The 16,944-nt window shown below is 60.2% G+C and carries 15 protein-coding genes and 1 pseudogene; 11 read left to right on the top strand and 5 right to left on the bottom strand.

The window, feature by feature from the left end; translation table 11 throughout:
* Positions 1-2 precede the first annotated feature (2 nt).
* Entirely contained in the window at positions 3-920 is a 918-nt protein-coding gene (cysD, locus tag C9383_RS10920) for a sulfate adenylyltransferase subunit CysD (protein ID WP_060754841.1), read from the top strand.
* A gap of 9 nt (positions 921-929) precedes the next feature.
* Complete coding sequence (gene cysN, locus C9383_RS10915; protein WP_090366885.1) at positions 930-2,828, top strand: sulfate adenylyltransferase subunit CysN; 1,899 nt, start codon at positions 930-932, stop codon at positions 2,826-2,828.
* A gap of 100 nt (positions 2,829-2,928) precedes the next feature.
* On the opposite strand, the gene C9383_RS10910 is transcribed toward cysN, so the two are convergent.
* Genes C9383_RS10910 through C9383_RS10900 form a run of 3 tightly spaced genes read right to left on the bottom strand, consistent with a single transcriptional unit; the run spans position 2,929 to position 6,282 of the window.
* Complete coding sequence (locus tag C9383_RS10910; RefSeq protein WP_090366883.1) at positions 2,929-3,828, bottom strand: 1-acylglycerol-3-phosphate O-acyltransferase, YihG family; 900 nt, start codon at positions 3,826-3,828, stop codon at positions 2,929-2,931.
* Complete coding sequence (pta, locus tag C9383_RS10905; protein WP_090366881.1) at positions 3,829-5,928, bottom strand: phosphate acetyltransferase; 2,100 nt, start codon at positions 5,926-5,928, stop codon at positions 3,829-3,831.
* Positions 5,929-5,988: 60 nt separating this feature from the next.
* The gene (locus C9383_RS10900; RefSeq protein WP_081087021.1) at positions 5,989-6,282 is read right to left on the bottom strand and encodes a DUF3565 domain-containing protein; all 294 of its coding nucleotides are present in this window, start codon (positions 6,280-6,282) and stop codon (positions 5,989-5,991) included.
* A gap of 14 nt (positions 6,283-6,296) precedes the next feature.
* On the opposite strand from C9383_RS10900, the gene C9383_RS10895 reads away from it, so the two are divergent.
* The gene (locus tag C9383_RS10895; protein WP_060754845.1) at positions 6,297-6,782 is read left to right on the top strand and encodes an FKBP-type peptidyl-prolyl cis-trans isomerase; all 486 of its coding nucleotides are present in this window, start codon (positions 6,297-6,299) and stop codon (positions 6,780-6,782) included.
* 182 nt (positions 6,783-6,964) lie between these two features.
* On the opposite strand, the gene rpsT is transcribed toward C9383_RS10895, so the two are convergent.
* Positions 6,965-7,243: a 30S ribosomal protein S20 gene (gene rpsT, locus C9383_RS10890; protein ID WP_060754846.1), complete on the bottom strand. Its 279-nt coding sequence runs from the start codon at positions 7,241-7,243 to the stop codon at positions 6,965-6,967.
* Positions 7,244-7,496: 253 nt separating this feature from the next.
* On the opposite strand from rpsT, the gene murJ reads away from it, so the two are divergent.
* The 6 genes from murJ to ispH all read left to right on the top strand — a co-directional run bounded on the left by murJ (position 7,497) and on the right by ispH (position 15,012).
* Complete coding sequence (murJ, locus tag C9383_RS10885) at positions 7,497-9,035, top strand: murein biosynthesis integral membrane protein MurJ (protein WP_090366879.1); 1,539 nt, start codon at positions 7,497-7,499, stop codon at positions 9,033-9,035.
* 119 nt (positions 9,036-9,154) lie between these two features.
* Complete coding sequence (gene ribF, locus C9383_RS10880) at positions 9,155-10,093, top strand: bifunctional riboflavin kinase/FAD synthetase (RefSeq protein ID WP_060754848.1); 939 nt, start codon at positions 9,155-9,157, stop codon at positions 10,091-10,093.
* A gap of 14 nt (positions 10,094-10,107) precedes the next feature.
* Complete coding sequence (gene ileS / locus C9383_RS10875; RefSeq protein WP_090366875.1) at positions 10,108-12,939, top strand: isoleucine--tRNA ligase; 2,832 nt, start codon at positions 10,108-10,110, stop codon at positions 12,937-12,939.
* On the top strand, positions 12,932-13,441 hold the full coding sequence (gene lspA, locus C9383_RS10870; RefSeq protein ID WP_060754850.1) for a signal peptidase II: 510 nt from the start codon (positions 12,932-12,934) through the stop codon (positions 13,439-13,441). The genes ileS and lspA overlap by 8 nt, the downstream gene beginning before the upstream one ends.
* 7 nt (positions 13,442-13,448) lie before the next feature.
* Positions 13,449-13,886: an FKBP-type peptidyl-prolyl cis-trans isomerase gene (gene fkpB, locus C9383_RS10865; RefSeq protein WP_174554049.1), complete on the top strand. Its 438-nt coding sequence runs from the start codon at positions 13,449-13,451 to the stop codon at positions 13,884-13,886.
* A 178-nt stretch (positions 13,887-14,064) separates the two neighbouring features.
* Positions 14,065-15,012, top strand: a complete 948-nt coding sequence (ispH, locus tag C9383_RS10860) for a 4-hydroxy-3-methylbut-2-enyl diphosphate reductase (protein WP_060754852.1) — start codon at positions 14,065-14,067, stop codon at positions 15,010-15,012.
* Here ispH and C9383_RS10855 read toward each other — a convergent pair.
* Positions 14,966-15,545: pseudogene (locus C9383_RS10855) on the bottom strand (GspH/FimT family pseudopilin). The gene ispH and the pseudogene C9383_RS10855 sit on opposite strands and share 47 nt — an antisense overlap.
* Before the next feature lie 203 nt (positions 15,546-15,748).
* Here C9383_RS10855 and pilV point away from each other — a divergent pair.
* Positions 15,749-16,234: a type IV pilus modification protein PilV gene (pilV, locus tag C9383_RS10850; protein WP_090366870.1), complete on the top strand. Its 486-nt coding sequence runs from the start codon at positions 15,749-15,751 to the stop codon at positions 16,232-16,234.
* Positions 16,231-16,938 carry a PilW family protein gene (locus C9383_RS10845; RefSeq protein WP_090366868.1) on the top strand — a complete coding sequence of 236 codons (708 nt, stop codon included), beginning with the start codon at positions 16,231-16,233 and terminating at the stop codon, positions 16,936-16,938. The genes pilV and C9383_RS10845 overlap by 4 nt, the downstream gene beginning before the upstream one ends.
* Positions 16,939-16,944 lie beyond the last annotated feature (6 nt).

Below are 16,944 nucleotides of genomic sequence, written 5' to 3'. Positions count from 1 at the left end.
CCATGGTCGACAAACTGACGCATCTGAAACAGCTGGAGGCGGAAAGCATCCACATCATCCGCGAGGTCGCCGCCGAGTTCGACAACCCGGTGATGCTCTACTCGATCGGTAAAGACTCCGCCGTGATGCTGCATCTGGCGCGCAAGGCGTTCTTTCCGGGCAAGCTGCCGTTCCCGGTGATGCACGTCGACACCCGCTGGAAATTCCAGGAGATGTACAAGTTCCGCGACCAAATGGTCCAAGAGCTTGGCCTGGAGCTGATCACCCACGTCAACCCGGATGGCGTGGCGCAGGGCATCAACCCATTCACCCACGGTAGCGCCAAGCACACCGACATCATGAAGACCGAGGGCCTCAAGCAGGCCCTGGACAAGCATGGTTTCGACGCAGCCTTTGGCGGTGCCCGTCGCGATGAAGAGAAATCCCGCGCCAAAGAGCGCGTGTACTCGTTCCGCGACAGCAAACACCGCTGGGACCCGAAGAACCAGCGCCCCGAGCTGTGGAACGTCTACAACGGCAACGTCAACAAGGGCGAGTCGATCCGTGTGTTCCCGCTGTCCAACTGGACCGAACTGGACATCTGGCAGTACATCTACCTGGAAGGCATCCCGATCGTGCCGCTGTATTTCGCCGCCGAACGCGATGTGATCGAGAAGAACGGCACGTTGATCATGATCGACGACGACCGCATCCTTGAGCACCTTTCCGACGAAGAAAAAGCCCGAATCGTCAAAAAGAAAGTACGTTTCCGTACCCTTGGCTGCTACCCGTTGACGGGCGCGGTGGAGTCCGAAGCCGAGACGCTGACGGACATCATTCAGGAAATGCTCCTGACGCGAACTTCCGAGCGCCAGGGCCGTGTCATCGACCACGATGGTGCCGGCTCGATGGAAGACAAAAAACGTCAAGGTTATTTCTAAGGGGCTGTCATGTCGCATCAATCTGATTTGATCAGCGAGGACATCCTCGCCTACCTGGGCCAGCACGAGCGCAAGGAAATGTTGCGCTTCCTGACCTGCGGCAACGTCGACGACGGCAAGAGCACCCTGATCGGGCGCCTGCTGCACGACTCCAAGATGATCTACGAGGATCACCTGGAAGCCATCACCCGCGATTCGAAGAAAGTCGGCACCACCGGTGACGACATCGACCTGGCCTTGCTGGTCGATGGTTTGCAGGCTGAGCGTGAGCAGGGCATCACCATCGATGTTGCCTACCGCTATTTCTCCACCGCCAAGCGCAAATTCATCATCGCCGACACTCCCGGCCATGAGCAGTACACCCGCAACATGGCCACCGGTGCATCCACCTGTGACCTGGCGATCATTCTGATCGATGCGCGCTACGGCGTGCAGACCCAGACCCGTCGCCACAGCTTTATCGCCTCGTTGCTGGGGATCAAACACATCGTGGTGGCCGTCAACAAGATGGACATCAATGGCTTTGACCAAGGTGTATTCGAGCAGATCAAGGCCGATTACCTGAAGTTCGCCGAGGGTATCGCCTTCAAGCCGAGCACCCTGGCATTTGTGCCGATGTCTGCGCTCAAGGGCGACAACGTGGTGAACAAGAGCGAGCGCTCGCCCTGGTACACCGGCCAGTCGCTGATGGAGATCCTCGAAACCGTCGAGATCGCCAACGACCGCAACTACACCGATTTACGTTTCCCGGTGCAGTACGTCAATCGTCCGAACCTTAACTTCCGTGGTTTTGCCGGCACCCTGGCCAGCGGCATCGTGCACAAGGGCGACGAAGTGGTGGTGCTGCCTTCGGGCAAGAGCAGCCGCGTCAAATCCATCGTCACCTTCGAAGGCGAGCTGGAGCACGCAGGCCCGGGCCAGGCCGTGACCCTGACCATGGAAGACGAGATCGACATCTCCCGTGGCGACCTGCTGGTACATGCCGACAACGTGCCGCAAGTGACCGACGCCTTCGACGCCATGCTGGTCTGGATGGCTGAAGAGCCGATGCTGCCGGGCAAGAAATACGACATCAAGCGCGCCACCAGCTATGTGCCGGGTTCCATCACCAGCATCGTGCACCGCGTGGACGTGAACACCCTGGCCGAAGGCCCGGCGAGTTCGCTGCAACTCAATGAGATTGGCCGGGTCAAGGTCAGCCTCGACGCCGCCATTGCTCTGGACGGCTACGACAGCAACCGCACCACGGGTGCGTTTATCGTCATCGACCGTTTGACCAATGGCACCGTGGCTGCCGGCATGATCATCGCGCCGCCGGTGGGGCATGGCGGTGCGGCGCAGCACGGCAAATTGGCGCATGTGTCCACCGAAGAGCGTGCGTTGCGCTTCGGCCAACAGCCGGCCACCGTGTTGTTCAGCGGCCTGTCGGGCGCCGGCAAAAGCACCTTGGCCTACGCGGTTGAGCGCAAGCTGTTCGACATGGGGCGTGCAGTGTTCGTGCTGGATGGCCAGAACCTGCGTCACGACCTGAACAAAGGGCTGCCGCAGGACCGTGCCGGTCGCACTGAAAATTGGCGGCGTGCCGCCCACGTGGCGCGCCAGTTCAACGAGGCCGGCCTGCTGACCCTGGCCGCGTTCGTTGCGCCGGATGCCGAAGGCCGTGAACAGGCCAAGGCGCTGATCGGCGCCGACCGCCTGCTGACCGTCTATGTGCAAGCGTCGCCGCTGGTGTGCGCCGAGCGTGATCCGCAAGGTTTGTACGCTGCCGGTGGGGATAATATCCCTGGCGAATCCTTCCCGTATGACGTGCCGTTGAACGCCGATCTGGTGATCGACACCCAGGCCCTGTCGCTGGAAGAGAGCGTCAAGCAAGTGCTGGAGCTGTTGCGTCAGCGCGGCGCGATCTAAAAATGTGGGAGGGGGCTTGCTCCCGATAGCGGTACATCAGCCATTACCATTTGTGGCTGATCCACAGCTATCGGGAGCAAGCCCCCTGCCACAGGTTTGATTACCTTTTGCCTGGGTGCTCTGTGTGCAGCTTGTCCAGCAGCGCATCCTTGTCCTTCCAGAGTTGGTTGATCCAGCCCTGGAATGCGGTTCGATACTCCCCATCCTGCTCGTAGTTCTTGCCGATGAACGCGGCGGGGATCTGCACTTCTTCAAACTGCACCACCACGTCCTTCACATTTCCGCAGAGCAAGTCCCAATACCCCGGGCTCCCGGCCGGGTAATGAATGGTGACGTTGACCAGTGACTTCAGTTGCTCGCCCATCGCATCCAGCACAAACGCAATCCCACCGGCTTTAGGCTTGAGCAGGTAGCGAAAGGGTGAATTCTGCTGCGCGTGCTTGCCAGGGGTAAACCGTGTGCCTTCGGCAAAGTTGAAGATGCCCACGGGGTTGTCACGAAACTTCGCGCAGGTCTTGCGGGTGGTTTCCAGGTCTTTGCCTTTCTTCTCCGGGTGCTTTTCCAGGTAAGCCTTGGTGTAGCGCTTCATGAACGGGAAGCCCAACGCCCACCACGCCAGGCCAATCACCGGTACCCAGATCAGCTCCTGCTTGAGGAAAAACTTCAACGGGCGAATCCGCCGGTTGAGCACGTATTGCAACACCATGATGTCGACCCAGCTCTGGTGGTTGCTGGTCACCAGGTAGGAGTGTTGGTAGTCCAGGCCCTCAAGGCCGGACAGGTGCCAGCGAGTATGCTGCACCAGGTTCATCCAGCCTTTGTTGTTGGTGACCCAGGCTTCATGGGTGTGGTTCATCAGCCACTCACTGAAGCGCTTGGCAAACGGCAGCGCCTTGAACAGCGCCACGATAAACAGGAACGAACACAGCAGGATCGTATTCAACGCCAGCAGCAGCGAAGCAATGACCCCGCGCACGGCGGCAGGTAGAAAATCCAGCATTTAAATATCCATGGGGCGGTTGGCGGCTTGGATCGCAGTCAGTGCGATGGTGTACACGATGTCGTCGACTTGAGCGCCGCGTGGCAGGTCGTTCACCGGTTTGCGCAAGCCCTGGAGCATCGGCCCCAGGCTCACGCAGTCGGCGCTGCGCTGCACGGCCTTGTGCGTGGTGTTGCCGGTGTTCAGGTCCGGGAACACGAAGACGGTGGCTTTACCGGCGACCTGGCTATTGGGCGCCAGTTGCCGAGCGACGGTTTCGTTGGCGGCGGCGTCGTACTGCAACGGGCCATCGATCAGCAGCGAGCTTTGCTGTTCGTGGGCGAGCAGGGTGGCTTCGCGGACTTTTTCCACCTCCTCGCCGCTGGCTGAATCACCGCTGGAGTAGCTGATCATCGCCACGCGCGGGGTGATGCCGAACGCGGCGGCCGAGTCGGCGCTTTGCAGCGCGATCTCGGCCAGTTCGGCCGCGCTCGGGTGCGGGTTCATGACGCAGTCGCCGTACACGAGCACCTGTTCGGGGAACAGCATGAAGAATACCGACGACACCAGCGTGCAGCCCGGCGCGGTCTTAATCAGCTGCAGGGCCGGACGGATGGTATTGGCGGTGGAATGAATGACGCCGGATACCAGGCCGTCCACTTCATCCAGCGCGAGCATCATGGTGGCGATCACCACGTTGTCTTCCAGTTGCTGCTCGGCCATCGGCGCGTTGAGGCTTTTGCTCTTGCGTAGCGCAACCATGGGTTCGACGTAGCGCTGGCGTATCAGGTCCGGGTCGAGAATCTCCAGGCCCTCGGGCAATTCGATACCCTGGGCGCGGGCGACGGCCTCCACATCCGAAGGCTTGGCCAGCAGCACACAGCGCGCAATGCCGCGGGCCTGGCAGATGGCGGCTGCTTGTACGGTCAGCGGTTCGCTGCCCTCGGGCAACACGATGCGCTTGTTGGCGTTCTGGGCGCGTTGGATCAGCTGATAACGGAACACCGCCGGCGACAGGCGCATTTCCCGTGGCGTACCGCAACGTTGGTGCAGCCAGCGTGCATCCAGGTGGCTGGCGACGAAATCGGTGATGATCTCGGCGCGCTCGCGGTCGTCGATCGGGATTTCCTTGTTGAGGCTGTTGAGCAGGTTCGCCGTGTCGTAGGAACCGGTGCTTACCGACAACACCGGCAGCCCGGCCTGGAGCGCGCCACGGCACAAATCCATGATGCGCGGGTCGGGCAGGGTGTCGCTGGTCAGCAGCAGCCCGGCCAGGGGCACGCCGTTGATCGCCGCGAGGCTGACGGCGAGGATGATGTCGTCGCGATCACCTGGCGTCACCACCAGCACGCCAGGCTTGAGCAGTTCCACAGTGTTGCGCATGGTGCGCGCGCAGATGATGATTTTGGTCATGCGCCGGCTTTCATAGTCGCCGGCGTTGAGGATCTGCGCGCCCATCAGGTCGGCGACGTCGCGGGTGCGCGGAGCGTTGAGCTCGGGTTGGTAGGGGATGCAGCCGAGCAGGCGGAAATCCCCACTGCGCAGTAACGGCGAATGTTCTTTCAGGCGCGCCGAGAAGGCTTCCATGCTTTCGTCGGTGCGCACTTTGTTGAGGATCACGCCCAGTACCTTCGGATCTTTCGGGCCGCCGAACAGTTGCGCCTGCAATTCGACCCGGCCGGAAAGCTCGGTGAGTACTTCGTTCTCCGGGGCGGACACGAGGATCACCTCGGCATCGAGGCTTTTGGCCAGGTGCAGGTTGACTCGCGCCGCGTAGCTCGCGCTGCGGGTCGGCACCATGCCTTCGACGATCAACACGTCCTTGCCCACGGCGGCTTGCTGATACAGGGTGATGATTTCCTCGAGCAGCTCATCGAGCTGGCCGTCGCCAAGCATGCGCTCAACGTGGGCCAGGCCCAGGGGTTGGGGTGGTTTCAGGCCGTGGGTGCGCGCCACCAGTTCGGTGGAGCGCTCGGGGCCCGTGTCGCCAGGGTGCGGCTGGGCAATCGGTTTGAAGAAGCCGACTTTCAGTCCGGCCCGCTCAAGGGTACGCACCAGCCCGAGGCTGATGGAGGTCAGACCCACACCAAAATCGGTGGGCGCGATAAAAAAAGTCTGCATGCGAATTCTCTGGAGGTGCATGGCTTCGGTGGTGCTCTATGGTTGAGCACCTGCCGGGAATCAGGCATCAAGATTATCGTTATTCGACCCTTGCGCACACCAGCCGCAGGCAAAGGGTTGGCCTATTTTTTCAAGGCGTTGCGTGGTATCGAGTACCCAGCCTCGGGACTGCCAGGGCGGCTGGTGGCGCAGGTGCTGGGTGTGGCCGCAGGAGAGCTCGGCGACCCAATGCTGATCGTCATCCTGGTGGAACCCGATGATGAGGGATACCGTTGGTCGGTCCCGTTGGTCCGGGTTCTGTTCGCTTTCGGGCAAATCCTTGTTTAGACTTGTCCGTTCTTCATTCTTATGCAAAAGGTCTCGCCCCCATGACGATCGCCGCTAACAAGGCTGTCTCCATCGACTATACCCTGACCAACGACGCTGGTGAGGTCATCGACAGCTCAGCCGGCGGCGCGCCGCTGGTCTACCTGCAAGGCGCAGGCAACATCATCCCGGGCCTGGAGAAGGCCCTGGAAGGCAAGAGCGTCGGCGATGAGCTGACCGTTGCCGTTGAACCTGAAGATGCCTACGGCGAATACTCCGCCGAACTGGTCAGCACCCTGAGCCGCAGCATGTTCGAAGGCGTCGACGAGCTGGAAGTGGGCATGCAGTTCCACGCCTCCGCACCGGACGGCCAAATGCAGATCGTCACTATCCGCGATCTGGATGGCGATGACGTGACTGTCGACGGTAACCACCCTCTGGCTGGCCAGCGCCTGAACTTCAAAGTGAAGATCGTTGCCATCCGCGACGCCTCCCAGGAAGAAGTGGCTCACGGTCACGTCCACGGTGAGGGCGGTCATCACCACTGATTGATGCATTGATCGGCTGGTAGCAAAAAACGCCCCGACTGGTTCGGGGCGTTTTTTTGCCTGCATTTCATGGTGGGCGGGTTTCTATGATTTTCAGGCACAAACAAAAATGCCCCGGACCTTTCGGTACGGGGCATTTCTTAACTGTTACGCCGGTAAGCCAGCGTTGCAGTTGTTACCACTTAGGCAGCAGCAGCGACGTTCAGAGCCTTGATGTGGCCATTCAGGCGGCTCTTGTGACGAGCGGCTTTGTTCTTGTGGATGATGCCTTTATCGGCCATACGGTCGATAACAGGCACAGCCAGAACGTAAGCAGCTTGAGCTTTTGCAGCGTCTTTGGTGTCGATGGCTTTAACTACATTCTTGATGTAGGTACGAACCATGGAACGCAGGCTGGCGTTGTGGCTGCGACGCTTCTCAGCCTGTTTTGCACGTTTTTTGGCGGAAGGTGTGTTGGCCACCGTCGAGCTCCTCGAAAGACTTTTTAGGAAATAGCAAACAAAATAGGCCGCGAATCATGCCGATGACTTGTTGGGTTGTCAAGGGCGGCTGATGCGAACTGCTGAGTGGTCGATCTGAAGAGGCGGGTGATTTATTTCCGGCGCTTGACCTGTAAACTCGCGAGCTTTGGCTCTGTGCTGTTGCAGGCGCGCAGTATCGCATAAGTGGGCGCTTTGTTCGCCTGCTGTTTATCTATAGGCGCAAACTCTTTCGATGAATCTGCTCAAATCGTTGGCTGCGGTCAGCTCTATCACGATGATCTCCCGGGTATTGGGGTTTGTGCGTGACACTCTGTTGGCGCGCATTTTCGGCGCCAGCATGGCCACGGACGCCTTCTTTATCGCCTTCAAACTGCCCAACCTGCTGCGCCGGATCTTCGCCGAGGGCGCATTTTCCCAGGCCTTCGTGCCGATCCTGGCGGAATACAAGACCCAGCAGGGCGAAGAGGCAACCCGTACCTTCATTGCCTACGTCTCGGGCCTGCTGACGCTGGTTTTGATGTTGGTCACCATTGCCGGCATGCTCGCTGCACCCTGGGTGATCTGGGCCACGGCCCCGGGTTTTGCCAATACGCCGGAAAAATTCGCGCTGACCACTGATCTGCTGCGGGTGACCTTTCCTTATATATTGCTGATCTCGCTGTCATCCCTGGCCGGCGCCATCCTGAATACCTGGAACCGGTTCTCGGTGCCGGCGTTCGTGCCGACCTTGCTCAACGTGAGCATGATTATCTTCGCAGTATTCCTCACGCCGTACTTCGATCCACCCGTGATGGCTCTGGGCTGGGCGGTGCTGGCCGGTGGCCTGGCGCAGTTGTTGTACCAACTGCCGCACCTGAAAAAGATCGGCATGCTCGTTCTGCCGCGCTTGAACCTGAAGGACACCGGTGTCTGGCGCGTGATGCGCAACATGTTGCCGGCAATCCTGGGGGTATCGGTCAGCCAGATTTCCCTGATCATCAACACTGCCTTCGCCTCGTTGCTGGTGTCGGGTTCGGTGTCGTGGATGTACTACGCCGATCGCCTGATGGAGTTGCCGTCCGGCGTGCTCGGTGTGGCCCTGGGCACGATTTTGCTACCGACCCTGTCGCGCACCTATGCCAGCAAGGACCGCCAGGAGTACTCGCGTATTCTCGACTGGGGGCTGCGCCTGTGCTTCGTGCTGGTGCTGCCGTGTGCCCTGGCCCTGGGAATCCTGGCTGAACCGCTGACGGTGGCGTTGTTCCAGTACGGCCAGTTCAGCGCGTTTGACGCCTCCATGACCCAGCGCGCATTGATTGCCTATTCGGTGGGTCTGCTTGGCATCATCGTGATCAAAGTGTTGGCGCCGGGCTTCTATGCTCAGCAAAACATCCGTACGCCGGTGAAAATCGCGATCTTCACGCTGATTGTCACGCAATTGCTCAACCTTGCATTCATCGGCCCGCTGGCGCACGCCGGGCTGGCCCTGGCCATCAGTGCCGGCGCCTGTATCAATGCCGGCCTGCTGTTCTATCAACTGCGCAAGCAGCAGATGTTCCAGCCGCAACCTGGCTGGGGCCTGTTTGCGCTCAAGCTGGTGGTTGCGGTGGGCGCGATGTCGGCGGTGCTCTTGGGTTTGATGCACTTCATGCCCGCCTGGGATGAAGGGCATATGCTGGAACGCTTCCTGCGCCTGGGCCTGCTGGTGGTTGCGGGCGTTGTGGTTTACTTCGGCATGTTGCTGCTGCAGGGCTTCCGGCTGCGGGATTTCAATCGCAAGTCCCTGAACTAGGGACTTTGCCTCAATAAAACCGGTGTTTTATCGAATCAACCCACTTGGCCTGCGCTGTTGCCTGTCGTCCGGGGCCGGGTGTGGTTATAATCGACCACTTTATGAGCAAGAAGCGCGTTATGCAGCTGGTTCGAGGTCTCCACAACCTGCGCCCCCAGCATCGGGGCTGCGTCGCCACTATTGGCAACTTTGACGGTGTTCACCGTGGTCACCAGGCTATCCTGGCCCGGCTGCGTGAGCGAGCGGTCGAGTTGGGTGTGCCCAGCTGTGTGGTGATTTTCGAGCCACAGCCGCGGGAGTTTTTCACCCCGCAAACGGCGCCGGCCCGTCTGGCCCGCTTGCGCGACAAACTGCAACTGCTGGCTGAAGAGGGCGTGGACCGAGTTCTCTGCCTGGCCTTCAACCAGCGTTTGCAAAGCCTTAGCGCCGCCGAATTCGTCGACCGTATCCTGGTGGATGGCCTGGGTGTGCAACACTTGGAGGTCGGCGACGACTTCCGTTTCGGTTGCGACCGTGTCGGGGATTTCGATTTCCTGCAACAGGCCGGCGTCAACCAGGGCTTTACCGTCGAAGCCGCGCAAACCGTCGAACTGGACGGGCTGCGCGTTAGCAGCACGCAGGTGCGTAATGCACTGGCCGCTGCCGACTTCGCCTTGGCCGAGCGCCTGCTCGGTCGTCCGTTCCGCATTGCCGGACGGGTATTGCACGGCCAGAAGCTGGCGCGCCAACTGGGCACGCCGACCGCCAACGTGCAACTCAAGCGCCGCCGTGTGCCGCTGACCGGGGTTTACCTGGTGAGCGTCGACATCGACGGCCAATCGTGGCCGGGAGTCGCCAATATAGGCGTCAGGCCCACGGTTGCAGGTGATGGCAAGGCCCACCTGGAAGTACACCTTTTGGATTTTGCCGGTGATCTGTATGACCGGCGTTTGACGGTGGTTTTCCACCAGAAGCTGCGTGAAGAGCAGCGTTTCGCCTCACTTGAGGCGTTGAAAACGGCGATCAATGCGGATGTCGCCGCCGCCCGTGCACTAGCCGCACCTAGCGCCCATCGCTAACCGAAGAGCCTTAAATGACCGACTATAAAGCCACGCTAAACCTTCCGGACACCGCCTTCCCAATGAAGGCCGGCCTGCCACAGCGCGAACCGCAGATCCTGCAGCGCTGGGACAGTATTGGCCTGTACGGAAAGTTGCGCGAAATTGGCAAGGATCGTCCGAAATTCGTCCTGCACGACGGCCCTCCTTATGCCAACGGCACGATTCACATCGGTCATGCGCTGAACAAGATTCTCAAGGACATGATCATTCGCTCGAAAACCCTTTCGGGTTTCGACGCGCCTTATGTCCCGGGTTGGGACTGCCACGGCCTGCCGATCGAGCACAAGGTCGAAGTGACCCACGGCAAGAACCTGGGCGCGGATAAAACCCGCGAACTGTGCCGTGCCTACGCCACCGAGCAGATCGAAGGGCAGAAGTCCGAATTCATCCGCCTGGGTGTATTGGGTGACTGGGCCAACCCCTACAAGACCATGGACTTCAAGAACGAGGCCGGTGAAATCCGTGCCTTGGCCGAGATCGTCAAGGGTGGCTTCGTGTTCAAGGGGCTCAAGCCCGTGAACTGGTGTTTCGACTGCGGTTCGGCCCTGGCCGAGGCGGAGGTCGAGTACGAAGACAAGAAGTCCTCGACCATCGACGTAGCCTTCCCGATCGCGGACGACGCCAAGCTGGCCGAGGCCTTTGGCCTGGCGAGCCTGGGCAAGCCAGCGGCCATCGTGATCTGGACCACCACCCCGTGGACCATCCCCGCCAACCAGGCGCTGAACGTACACCCGGAGTTCACTTACGCCCTGGTGGACGTTGGTGACCGCCTGCTGGTGCTGGCCGAGGAAATGGTTGAAGCCTGCCTGGCCCGTTACGAGCTGCAGGGTTCGGTGATTGCCACCACCACCGGTTCCGCGCTGGAGTTGATCAATTTCCGCCACCCGTTCTATGACCGTCTGTCGCCGGTTTACCTGGCTGACTACGTCGAGCTGGGCTCGGGTACCGGCGTGGTCCACTGCTCGCCCGCCTATGGTGTGGACGACTTTGTGATCTGCAAGAAATACGGCCTGACCAACGATGACATCATCAACCCGGTGCAAAGCAATGGCGTGTATGTGTCATCGCTGGAGTTCTTTGGCGGCCAGTTCATCTTCAAGGCTGACCACGCAATCATCGAGAAGCTGAGCGAAGTCGGTGCGTTGATAAAGTCCGACACCATCAAACACAGCTACATGCACTGCTGGCGTCACAAGACCCCGCTGATCTACCGCGCCACCGCGCAGTGGTTCATCGGCATGGACAAAGAGCCGGCCAGCGGCGACACCCTGCGCGTGCGCTCGCTCAAGGCCATCGAAGACACCGGCTTCATCCCGGCCTGGGGCCAGGCACGCCTGCACTCGATGATCGCCAACCGCCCGGACTGGTGCATCTCGCGTCAGCGTAACTGGGGCGTGCCGATCCCGTTCTTCCTCAACAAGGAAAGCGGCGAGTTGCACCCACGCACCGTTGAGCTGATGGAAGTCGTGGCCCAGCGCGTTGAACAGGAAGGCATCGAAGCCTGGTTCAAGCTTGATGCCGCCGAGCTGTTGGGCGACGAAGCACCGTTGTACGACAAGATCAGCGATACCCTCGACGTGTGGTTCGACTCGGGCACCACCCACTGGCACGTGCTGCGTGGTTCGCACCCGATGGGCCACGAGACCGGTCCTCGCGCCGACCTGTACCTGGAAGGTTCGGACCAGCACCGTGGCTGGTTCCACTCTTCCTTGCTGACCGGTTGCGCCATCGATAACCACGCTCCGTACCGCGAGCTGTTGACCCACGGTTTCACGGTGGATGAAAACGGCCGCAAGATGTCCAAGTCACTGGGCAACGTGATTGCGCCGCAAAAAGTCAATGACACCCTGGGTGCCGACATCATGCGTCTGTGGGTGGCCTCGACCGACTATTCGGGCGAGATGGCTGTGTCCGAGCAGATCCTGCAGCGCAGTGCCGACGCCTACCGCCGTATCCGTAACACCGCACGCTTCCTGCTGTCGAACCTGACCGGTTTCAACCCGGCCACCGACATCCTGCCGTCCGAGGACATGCTCGCCCTGGACCGTTGGGCCGTGGACCGTACCCTGTTGCTGCAGCGCGAGTTGCAGGAGCATTACGGCGAATATCGCTTCTGGAACGTTTACTCGAAGATCCACAACTTCTGCGTGCAGGAGTTGGGTGGTTTCTACCTCGACATCATCAAGGATCGCCAGTACACCACCGGCGCTAACAGCAAGGCCCGTCGTTCGGCGCAGACCGCGCTGTACCACATCAGTGAGGCGCTGGTGCGCTGGATCGCGCCGATCCTGGCCTTCACCGCCGACGAGCTGTGGGAGTACCTGCCAGGCGAGCGCAACGAATCGGTGATGCTCAACACCTGGTACGAAGGTCTGACCGAATTGCCGGCTGATTTCGAATTGGGCCGCGAGTACTGGGAAGGCGTGATGGCCGTCAAGGCTGCGGTGAACAAGGAGCTGGAAGTTCAGCGCGCGGCCAAGGCCGTCGGTGGCAACCTGCAAGCCGAAGTCACTCTGTTTGCCGAAGAAGGCCTGACTGCCGATCTGGCCAAGCTCAGCAACGAACTGCGTTTCGTGCTGATTACCTCCACCGCTAGCCTGGCGCCATTCGCCCAGGCCCCGGCGGATGCAGTCGCCACCGAAGTGCCAGGCCTCAAGCTCAAAGTGGTCAAGTCGGCCTTCGCCAAGTGCGCCCGTTGCTGGCACTGCCGTGAAGACGTCGGTGTGAACCCTGAGCATCCGGAAATCTGTGGTCGTTGCGTCGACAACATCTCGGGTGCTGGTGAGGTTCGCCACTATGCCTAACACCAGTCGTTTCGGACGTCTGGGCTGGCTCGTGCTGAGTGTGCTGGTCCTGGTCATCGACCAGGTCAGCAAGGCTCATTTCGAAGGCTCCCTGCAGATGTTCCAGCAGATCGTGGTGATCCCGGACTACTTCAGCTGGACCCTGGCCTACAACACCGGCGCCGCTTTCAGCTTTTTGGCTGATAGCGGTGGCTGGCAGCGCTGGCTGTTCGCGCTGATCGCGGTGGTGGTCAGTGCGGTGCTGGTAGTTTGGCTCAAGCGTCTTGGCCGCGATGACACCTGGCTGGCTATCGCCCTGGCCCTTGTGTTGGGCGGCGCGCTGGGCAACCTCTACGACCGCATTGCCTTGGGCCATGTGATCGACTTTATCCTGGTGCATTGGCAGAACCGCTGGTACTTCCCGGCGTTCAACTTTGCCGACAGCGCCATCACCGTCGGTGCGATCATGCTGGCGTTGGACATGTTCAAAAGCAAGAAAACCGGAGAGACCGTCAATGACTGATCAGGTATTGGCTGAACAACGTATCGGCCAGAACACGGAAGTCACTTTGCATTTCGCACTGCGCCTGGAAAATGGCGACACGGTCGACAGCACGTTCGACAAGGCCCCCGCGACTTTCAAAGTCGGTGATGGCAACCTGCTGCCGGGTTTCGAAGCCGCGCTGTTCGGCTTCAAGGCTGGCGACAAGCGCAACCTGCAGATCCTGCCGGAAAATGCCTTTGGCCAACCCAACCCGCAAAACGTGCAGATCATCCCGCGTTCGCAGTTCCAGGACATGGACCTTTCGGAAGGCTTGTTGGTGATCTTCAACGATGCGGCGAATACCGAACTGCCGGGTGTGGTGAAAACCTTCGATGACGCGCAAGTGACCATCGACTTCAATCACCCGTTGGCCGGTAAAACCTTGACCTTTGATGTTGAAATCATCGACGTTAAAGCGATCTGATCAACGACGCGGTTAAAAATGTGGGAGCGGGCTTGCTCGCGAAAGCGGTCTATCAGTAACACATGTGTTATCTGGCCCACTGCTTTCGCGAGCAAGCCCGCTCCCACCTTTGATCTCTACTGTCAGGTGGGTTAGCGTCTAGCTTGAACCCAAGTGGCTGCAAGACACGAGGCACAGCATGCAAATCAAACTCGCCAACCCCCGTGGCTTCTGCGCCGGCGTGGACCGGGCGATCGAAATCGTCAATCGCGCCCTGGAAGTCTTCGGGCCGCCGATTTATGTGCGCCATGAAGTTGTCCACAACAAGTTCGTGGTCGAAGATCTGCGCGCGCGCGGTGCCATCTTTGTTGAAGAGCTCGACCAGGTGCCGGACGACGTTATCGTCATTTTCAGCGCCCACGGCGTTTCCCAGGCCGTGCGTACCGAAGCTGCCGGCCGTGGCCTGAAAGTATTCGATGCCACCTGCCCATTGGTCACCAAGGTGCATATCGAAGTCGCACGCTACAGTCGTGACGGGCGTGAATGCATCCTGATCGGTCATGCCGGCCACCCGGAAGTTGAAGGCACCATGGGCCAGTATGACGCCAGCAACGGCGGTGCCATCTACCTGGTGGAAGATGAAAAGGACGTCGCCGATTTGCAGGTACACAATCCTGATCGGTTGGCTTTCGTGACCCAGACTACCTTGTCCATGGACGACACCAGCCGCGTTATCGACGCTTTGCGCGCGCGTTTCCCTGCCATTGGCGGTCCGCGCAAGGATGACATCTGCTACGCCACGCAAAACCGTCAGGATGCGGTCAAGCAATTGGCCAACGAATGCGACGTGGTTTTGGTGGTCGGCAGCCCGAACAGCTCCAACTCCAATCGTCTGCGCGAGCTGGCTGAACGCATGGCCACACCGGCCTACCTGATCGACGGTGCTGAAGACATGCAACGCAGCTGGTTCGATGGCGTTGAGCGTATCGGTATCACGGCCGGAGCCTCGGCTCCGGAAGTGCTGGTGCGGGGCGTGATCCAACAGTTGCAGGCTTGGGGCGCGACCGGCGCCGATGAGTTGGCCGGCCGTGAAGAGAACATCACGTTCTCCATGCCCAAGGAACTGCGGGTTCGCTCGTTGCTCTGAGCCCAGGTGCTGGATCAGTCCCGACATAACGCCTGCTCGGTTTTATCACTGCGCAGGCTGATGCGGCCGCTTGGGGCCAGCACTACCTGATGCAGGCTTTGTGCCTGGCCCGTGTCGCATATGTGCACGGTGCCGGCACGGAAGCCTCCCCCCGTAAATACCGGCTCGCCCAATCCGCTGAAGCGCACTTGGCTCTTGACCGGCCCATTGCCGACCAGCGTTGCACGCCCGCTGTCCTGTCGCTCCAACAGTATCGGGTTGTCTTCGTCCATATGACCGCGCCCGCTGACATCCTCGATGACTCGCCAGCCTAGGCTCCAATCGTCCTCCAATGCATGAACAATCACCGCGCGATTGCGTGTGAGCGCTGCGCTGCGGGCGAAGCGCAGGCCCTGCGCCAGTGATTCGGCTGCGCTGTGTTGCTGGTGTGCGTCGAGCAATCCTTTGAAGCTGGGCACCGCCAAATGCGCCAGCAGGCCGCTCAGCATCAGGCCCAATAGCAACTCGATCAGGGTGAAGCCTCGTTCTGTCATATGCCGTCCCTCCGTGGACGCAGCTGGTAATCCAGCGGGTAGAGACAGGTATAGCCAGCGGATGCCAGGGTTGGATGATGGCCTTTATGTCCAAAGTATTTCCCTTTGTTCCGCAAGCGGCACCGATTAAAAACCGCCGCTAGTCTTGGGTCGCACAACAGGTTTTGCCTGTTTTTCGCCCCTCGACATGGATGACGACGGTGATGCTAGTCCGTACACACAGGTTTTTTCTTCGCGCCGTCCAGTGGCGCCAAACCGGCATGACCCTGATCGAGGTGTTGGTGGCGGTGTTGATTCTGGCTGTCGGTTTGTTGGGCGCTTCGGCCATCCAGCTCAATGCGCTCAAGTACACCGAGAGCGCCAGGATGACCAGCCAGGCCAGTTTCATTGCCTACGACATGCTTGATCGAATTCGCTCCAATCCCGGGATCGATTATTCGTGGTCGCGAGCTGGATCTTCGATGGCCAATGTCCCGACCGCCAGCGTGCGTGATCTGGACCTGCATGATTTCGAGGCCAATATCCTGGGTTTTGCCGGCGCAGATGCCAAAGGAGCGGTATCGACCAGCGGGCCTGAGGTCACTATCACTATCAGTTGGCAGGCGGGCAGGGGCGCAGGCGGCCCGGGAGCAAGGGAGACGTTCGTTCTCACCAGTCGCATGGTCGATGAACAAGGCGCGTTGCAATGAGCCGTCTTGTACGCGGATTCAGCCTGGTGGAAATGCTCGTGGCGTTGGCCGTTGGGCTCGTGTTGGTGCTGGGCGCAAGCCAGGTGGTCATCAGCACACGGCTGACGCATGCCAGTCAATTGGCGGCAATGGTCCTGCAAGACGATGCACGATTTGTACTGGGCAAGCTGACGCAGGATATTCGCCAGGCGGGCATGTTTGGTTGTCTGGCCAGCGCATTTATCGACGACGCCCCCGCCGCCCTGGAGCGACCGTTGGGGTGGAGTACCTCGGGGAATGCGACGTCGCTGACCCTGGTCACTGCGGATGTCGGTAGTGGGGGAGGCAAGCCTGATTGGACGGTGGTATCCGACTGCAAGACGGTTGCCCGGGCATATGCTGGGGCATCACCCGCGCCGGCGCCTGGGCAGATCCGCTTTGCGCTGCGCCAGCTCACCTACACCTTTGAATCCGGCCAACTGAAAGTCAGCACCCCGGCGGCGCCGGCCAAAGCGGTGCTTGTGGATAACGTGCGGGCGTTCGACATCAGTTTTGGTATGGCGGCCAAGCCCGCATCAACAAGCGTAGTGCGTTACGACAGCAACCCTGCCGATGAGTCGTTGATACGCAGTGTACGCATCCTCATGACGTTGCAAGACCCGACAGGGCGTGTCAGGGACCAGACCTACAGCGTTGTGGCTGCGCTGCGAAATCGCCAGGGGTAGGGCCGT

Origin of the sequence: Pseudomonas palleroniana, assembly GCF_003031675.1 — a bacterium.
In the GTDB taxonomy this organism is placed as follows: Bacteria; Pseudomonadota; Gammaproteobacteria; order Pseudomonadales; family Pseudomonadaceae; genus Aquipseudomonas; species Aquipseudomonas palleroniana.
Note: the sequence above shows the minus strand (reverse complement) of the source record. Positions and strands in the feature narration are given on the sequence as shown.

Excerpts from the sequence above, each read along its gene's own strand:
- cysD (WP_060754841.1), top strand. The coding sequence starts at position 3 with ATGGTCGACAAACTGACGCATCTGAAACAGCTGGAGGCGGAAAGCATC.
- cysN (WP_090366885.1), top strand. The coding sequence starts at position 930 with ATGTCGCATCAATCTGATTTGATCAGCGAGGACATCCTCGCCTACCTG.
- C9383_RS10910 (WP_090366883.1), bottom strand. The coding sequence starts at position 3,828 with ATGCTGGATTTTCTACCTGCCGCCGTGCGCGGGGTCATTGCTTCGCTG.
- pta (WP_090366881.1), bottom strand. The coding sequence starts at position 5,928 with ATGCAGACTTTTTTTATCGCGCCCACCGATTTTGGTGTGGGTCTGACC.
- C9383_RS10895 (WP_060754845.1), top strand. The coding sequence starts at position 6,297 with ATGACGATCGCCGCTAACAAGGCTGTCTCCATCGACTATACCCTGACC.
- murJ (WP_090366879.1), top strand. The coding sequence starts at position 7,497 with ATGAATCTGCTCAAATCGTTGGCTGCGGTCAGCTCTATCACGATGATC.
- ribF (WP_060754848.1), top strand. The coding sequence starts at position 9,155 with ATGCAGCTGGTTCGAGGTCTCCACAACCTGCGCCCCCAGCATCGGGGC.
- ileS (WP_090366875.1), top strand. The coding sequence starts at position 10,108 with ATGACCGACTATAAAGCCACGCTAAACCTTCCGGACACCGCCTTCCCA.
- lspA (WP_060754850.1), top strand. The coding sequence starts at position 12,932 with ATGCCTAACACCAGTCGTTTCGGACGTCTGGGCTGGCTCGTGCTGAGT.
- ispH (WP_060754852.1), top strand. The coding sequence starts at position 14,065 with ATGCAAATCAAACTCGCCAACCCCCGTGGCTTCTGCGCCGGCGTGGAC.
- pilV (WP_090366870.1), top strand. The coding sequence starts at position 15,749 with ATGCTAGTCCGTACACACAGGTTTTTTCTTCGCGCCGTCCAGTGGCGC.
- C9383_RS10845 (WP_090366868.1), top strand. The coding sequence starts at position 16,231 with ATGAGCCGTCTTGTACGCGGATTCAGCCTGGTGGAAATGCTCGTGGCG.